At 59.8% G+C, this 5,924-nt stretch carries 4 protein-coding genes; 3 read left to right on the forward strand and 1 reads right to left on the reverse strand.

The features are described 5' to 3' along the window. The 3 genes from JNM42_RS04200 to JNM42_RS04210 form a co-directional block, all read left to right on the forward strand. Nucleotides 1-1,284: efflux RND transporter permease subunit (locus JNM42_RS04200; protein ID WP_294266646.1), on the forward strand; the 1,284-nt coding region annotated here is incomplete at its 5' end. Between the two features lie 170 nt (nucleotides 1,285-1,454). Next, entirely contained in the window at nucleotides 1,455-3,293 is a 1,839-nt protein-coding gene (locus JNM42_RS04205; RefSeq protein ID WP_294266649.1) for an SLC13 family permease, read from the forward strand. Nucleotides 3,294-3,813: 520 nt separating this feature from the next. Beyond that, complete coding sequence (locus tag JNM42_RS04210; RefSeq protein ID WP_294266652.1) at nucleotides 3,814-5,364, forward strand: sensor domain-containing diguanylate cyclase; 1,551 nt, start codon at nucleotides 3,814-3,816, stop codon at nucleotides 5,362-5,364. Here JNM42_RS04210 and miaA read toward each other — a convergent pair. Then, a partial coding sequence (gene miaA, locus JNM42_RS04215; protein ID WP_294266655.1) for a tRNA (adenosine(37)-N6)-dimethylallyltransferase MiaA occupies nucleotides 5,349-5,924 on the reverse strand: 576 nt, incomplete at its 5' end. The genes JNM42_RS04210 and miaA overlap by 16 nt on opposite strands.

Genomic DNA, 5,924 nt, shown 5'->3' on the forward strand with positions numbered 1-5,924 from the left:
AGCGACGTCGAGCGTTACTTCGTTGTTGCCGGCAACCCGACGGTCAGCCAGGGCATCTCCGTTGTCGGCCTGACCGACTGGAAGGAGCGCAAGCGCAGTGCAGGTGAAGTGGTCAAGGACCTGTTTCCAAAATTCATGGGAATCCCCGGCGTGCTGGCCTTTCCCGTGCAGCCGCCCTCGCTCGGCCAGAGCCCGCGCGAGCGCCCGGTGAATTTTGTCGTGGTGACCTCGGCGTCCTACCCCGAGCTGCTTGAAACGACCAACAAGATTCTCGCCGAAGTGGCGAAAAATCCCGGGCTGACCAACGTCGATACCGACCTCAAGCTGAACAAACCGGAACTCTCGGTGACGGTCAACCGCGACAAGTCGTCCGACACCGGCGTGCAGATCGAGACCGTCGGCCGCACGCTCGAAACCATGCTCGGCGGGCGGCAGGTCACACGCTTCAAGCAGAACGGCGAGCAGTACGACGTGATCGTTCAGGTGGACAATGCGGATCGCACCACCCCGTCGGACATCCGCGTCATCTTCGTGCGTGCCAGGGATGGCAGCATGATTCCGCTGGCCAACCTGATCAGCGTCGACGAAACGGTCAGCCCGCGCGAACTCAACCACTTCGGCCAGCGGCGCGCGGTGACCATCACGGCTAACCTTGCGCCCGATTACACCCTGGGCGAGGCACTGAGCTTCATGGAAAAGACCGCCAACAGCGTGCTGACGCCCGGCTACGCGATCAACTATGCCGGGCAGTCGCGCGAGTTCAAGACCTCAAGCTCGTCGCTGGCGCTCACCTTCATTCTGGCGCTGGCCTTCATCTATCTGGTGCTTGCCGCACAGTTCGAGAGCTTTCGCGACCCCTTCATCATCATGCTGACGGTGCCGCTGTCGATGACCGGCGCACTGCTCGCCTTGCTGCTCACCGGCGGCACGCTCAACGTGTACAGCCAGATCGGGCTGGTCACACTGGTCGGCCTGATCACCAAGCACGGCATCCTGATCGTCGAGTTTTCCAACCAGTTGCAGGAGAAAGGACTCGACATCAAACAGGCGGTGATCGAAGCCTCCGAACTGCGCCTGCGCCCGATCCTGATGACTACCGGCGCCATGGTGCTTGGCGCCATTCCGCTGGCGCTGGCCACCGGTGCCGGTGCCGAAAGCCGTCAGCAGATCGGCTGGGTGATTGTCGGCGGTCTGCTGCTCGGTACCTTCTTCACGCTGTTTGTGGTGCCGACGGTGTATACCCTGCTGGCGCGGCGCAAGACGCCGGATACGGGAGATTTTTGATTCAGCGCTTGCCCGGATTGACCGGGGGGCCTGGGCCAAGGATACTTCGGGTAGTGCGCTTGAAATGCCAGTCTATCTTTCTGGCGCTACGCTTTTCTGGAGGAGCCCACGAATGTTTTTGATCGGATGGAAGTCTCCGTGCAACTCATGGCAATCACCGGTACGAAGCGATGAATCCTGACCTGGCAATCGTTCTTGGCCTCCTCGCGGCCGCCATCGCGATGTTCGCCATCAACAAGCCGAGAATGGACGCCGTCGGGCTGATCATGCTCACCGCCTTGCCGTTCACAGGTGTGATCACCATGGGCGAGGCCCTGGCCGGTTTCAGCGATCCGAACATCGTGCTGCTCGGCGCACTTTTCGTGATCGGTGAAGGGCTGGTACGCACCGGCGTCGCCCAGCGTGTCGGAGACTGGCTGATGCACACCGCAGGCACCAGCGAAACCCGCTTGATCGTATTGCTGATGGCTGTCGTCGCCACGCTCGGTGCCTTCATGAGTTCAACGGGCGTGGTGGCCATATTCATTCCGGTCGCGCTGCGCATCGCGCAGAGTACCGGCATGGCGCCCAGCCAGCTGATGATGCCGCTCTCGGTCGCGGCGCTGATCAGCGGCATGATGACTCTTGTTGCCACGGCACCGAACCTGGTGGTCAACAGCGAGCTTGTCCGCCACGGCATAGAAGGATTCTCGTTCTTCAGCTTCACTCCGTTCGGTGTGCCGGTGCTGCTGCTCGGGATACTCTACATGCTCTTCGCGCGCCGCTGGCTTGCCGCGAAGAGCCGCAGCGATGCGGGGGGCATTCATCGTGTCAGCCTTCTGGACTGGGTCGAAAAATATCAGCTCGCCGAGCGCGAGTTCCGCGTGCGGGTGACGCCACAGTCACCGTTTGTCGGCAAGACACTGGGCGAGATCAATCTGCGCGACGATTCCGGGATCAACGTCGTTGCCGTCGAGCGCAAGCGTGGCTTTTCAACCGACGTCTTTGCGCCCCGTGCGAAAACAGCCTTGCAGGCGGAAGATATCCTGCTGGTTGACGTGTTTGCGCCGAAGGTCGATATTCACCAGGCCTGTCCGCAGCTTGCGCTCGAGGAATTGCCGCTTACCGGCGCTTACTTCAGCGATCGTTCGCAAGAGATCGGAATGGCTGAAGTGATGGTCGCGGCGGACTCCAGTCTGGTCGGCAAGACGGTGATCGAGTCCGGCTTCCGCAGCCGTTTCCACCTCACTCTGGTCGGCCTGCGGCGCGGCCAGAAAGGAATGGATGGCGGACATTTGAGTATGCCGCTGAAGGTTGGCGACACCTTGTTGCTGATCGGGCCGTGGAAGGCAATCGGTCGATTGCAGTCGGACAGGAGCGATCTGCTGCTGCTCAATCTGCCCACCGAGCGCTCCGAGGTGCTCCCGGTTTCCGGCAAGGCACTGCAGGCACTGATCTGCCTGGTGGTGATGGTGGGGTTGATGATAGGCGGCATCGTTCCGAACGTTCAGGCGGCGCTGATCGCCTGCCTGCTGATGGGTGTGCTGCGCTGCATCGACCTGGACAGCGCTTACCGCTCGATCCACTGGAAGAGCCTGATTCTGATTGTCGGCATGCTGCCGTTTTCCATCGCCCTGCAGAAAACCGGCGGCGTCGAGCTGGCGGCCGACGGCCTGATGAAGCTGACCTCAGGCGCGGGAAGCTACGCCCTGCTGGCCAGCCTGTTTGCCATTACCGCCCTGCTCGGACTTTTTATCTCCAATACGGCAACCGCCGTGCTGATGGCCCCGGTGGCGCTGGCCATTGCCGGAGACTTGCAGGCCTCGCCGTATCCCTTCGCCATGATCGTTGCGCTGGCGGCGTCGACGGCGTTCATGACGCCGATTTCCTCGCCGGTGAATACGCTCGTCGTCGGCCCCGGCAACTACCAGTTTGGCGACTTCGTGCGCGTTGGAGTTCCGCTTTCGCTGATCGTCATGCTCGTCAGTGTCCTGCTCGTTCCACGGCTGCTGCCGCTGTATCCGTTGTGACGTCCGCTGAAGCTGAAAATTGGCCTCGGTTGCAGTCGATCGAACCCTTGAACCCGCCCGAAGAAGCGGCGCAGCAAGTTTCCCGGGCGTATGTCGAACTGGACGCGGGTGCCTGGCCGGTAGCGCTTGCCTGATTCACTCCTGGCTTTTTCTGCGCCATGGCCTATATTGGGATTGTGCCGTGATCTGCGGTGAATCCGGCACGTAAATGCAGTGCCAGCCGAACTCTCAGGAGATTGTATGGTTCAATGCCCTTACCGCTTGTCAAAGAAAATCGTGTAGCAACCACAATGGCGTAAAGCCGATCACCTTGGCCTGGTGTGCCGGGGTAGAAGTTCCAAAAGCCCATGCAACTTAAAGCATGGGCTTTTTTTATCAGGCCTTGTACTCGCGATGTAAAATGCACAATTGATATATATCCAAGCCAGTAATGAAAAACGAGCAAGGCAGCATCCCACAGCATGAGCGGGTGCGATTGATTCGAATTCAGGTCTTCTTCAAGAACTCAGCCGGAAATGCATTGAGTTTTTTGGTGGGTGGGGTTCTTTTCGTCCTGATTTTGCGCAGTGCCGGTGTGCCGGACGCCAGTCTGCTTGCATGGTTTGCGCTGCTCATTCTGGCGGCCGGAGCTCTCGCTCTTTTCCAGCGACACGTCAATCGGGTCGGACTGTCGCTCGACAACGCCGATCGCCTGTATCGAATCCGCACCCTGCTGGGTGGGGCGACCTGCGCGCTGTATGGCGCAACCGTCGTTCTTCTGTCAGACCAGTCGGCGGGCATTGCGCACACTTTTGCCTTCATTGCGGCTTCGACGGTGGTGACCGTAAGCTATATGGCATATGCCACGATGTTTGCCTATTGCCTGACGGTCAACGCGGTCACTCTGCTGCCATTCACCGTCTTCTATCTTTATCGTTACTTCACTTCCAGCGATGCGTTTTTTTTGCTGATGGGATTAACGGCGATTGCCTGGCAAATCATCATCATTGCCAAAGCCCTGCTGGCCTCACGCTCCGCGGTAGGAGCGATCACGCTCAATGAACGCTTGCGCGACGAGATGGCCGAACGCAGGCTGATTGCCGAGGCGCTGAAAATCAGTGAGGATCAGTCACAGCGACTGGCCTCGATGCTGCGCCTGATGTGCGACAACGTGCCCGACATGATCTGGGCAAAGGATCTTGAGAATCGCTATCTGTTTGCCAACAAGGCGCTCTGCGAACAGCTTCTCAATGCGTCAAGCACCGAAGAGCCGGTGGGCAAGACCTTTGATTTCTTTGTTCAACGTGAGCGCGAACGTCATCCGGACGATCCGCAGTGGCTGACCTACGGACAGTACTCGCAGGATACCGACAGGCATACCATCAGCCGTGACGAACCGACGAGTTTTGAAGAGTCTGGCCGGGTTGCCGGCCGCTTTGTAACGCTTGACGTCCATCAAGCCCGCTTCATCAATTCCCAGGATGTGGTGATCGGTACCGTAGGCTGCGCCCGCGACATTACCGAGCGCAAGGCCTCCGAGGCCCTGGTGCAGCATCTGGCTCACCACGACGTGCTGACTGACCTGCCCAATCGGGCCCTGCTGACCGATCGCCTGCGTCAGGCGCTGGCTCAGGCGCGGCGGGACCAAGGCAAGCTGGCCGTAGTGTTTCTCGATCTGGACAATCTCAAGCCGGTGAATGACACACACGGTCACGCTGCGGGTGACCTGATCTTGAAGGAGGTGGCGCGTCGTCTGCGCCAGGTTGTGACGCGTCAGTCCGATACCGTGTCACGTCTTGGCGGCGATGAGTTCGTAATTCTCATGCAGCGCATCAACACCGAGCAGGACGCTGAAGTCATCGCCGATAAAATCCTTGATTCCCTCGGCCAGCCTTTCAACATCGATCAGCTTGTGATCAATATTTCTGCGAGCATTGGCATCGCCATTTTTCCCCAGCATGGCGAGGACGTGGATCTGTTGCTGAAAAATGCCGATGCCGCCATGTATCGCGCCAAGCATGAGGGGCGCAATTGTTCACGGTTTTTTACTGCCTCAATGGCTCAGGCGGACGAGGATCAAGAGATACTCTGATCGATCAGGTCGCCCACTCTATGGGCGATCCTTTCAATCCAGTCCGACGCCAGACAATCGAAGATCTCCGGTTTCAGCGTGTTGCTCAGCCAGGTGATCTGGCGCTTGGCCAACTGGCGCGTGGCGTAGATGCCGCGCTCGCGCATTTCCGAACGCGGCGCCAGGCCGTCCTGCACTTCCCATATCTGTCGGTAACCCACGCAGCGCATCGACGGTAGCCCGGCATTCAAGCGGTATTTCGCGCGCAGCATCTCGACCTCGCCTTCCAGCCCGGCAGCCAGCATATCGTCATAGCGCTCGGCGATGCGAGCGTGCAGCACGCTGCGATCGGATGGCAGCAGACCAAGCGGCAGGAAGTCGTAGTGCGGCAACTGATTCCTGCCGGCGGCGATCAGTGACGACATTGATCGTCCTGAACGGCGAAAGACTTCCAGTGCACGCTGAATGCGCTGCGCATCGCCCGGATGCAGGCGGGCCGCTGTTTCCGGATCGACCTTGGCCAGTTCCGCATGGAGCGCAGGCCAGCCCTCAGCGCTGGCCTGCGCGTCAATGCCGGCGCG

Source organism: Propionivibrio sp. (assembly GCF_016790145.1).
Lineage (GTDB): Bacteria > Pseudomonadota > Gammaproteobacteria > Burkholderiales > Rhodocyclaceae > Propionivibrio.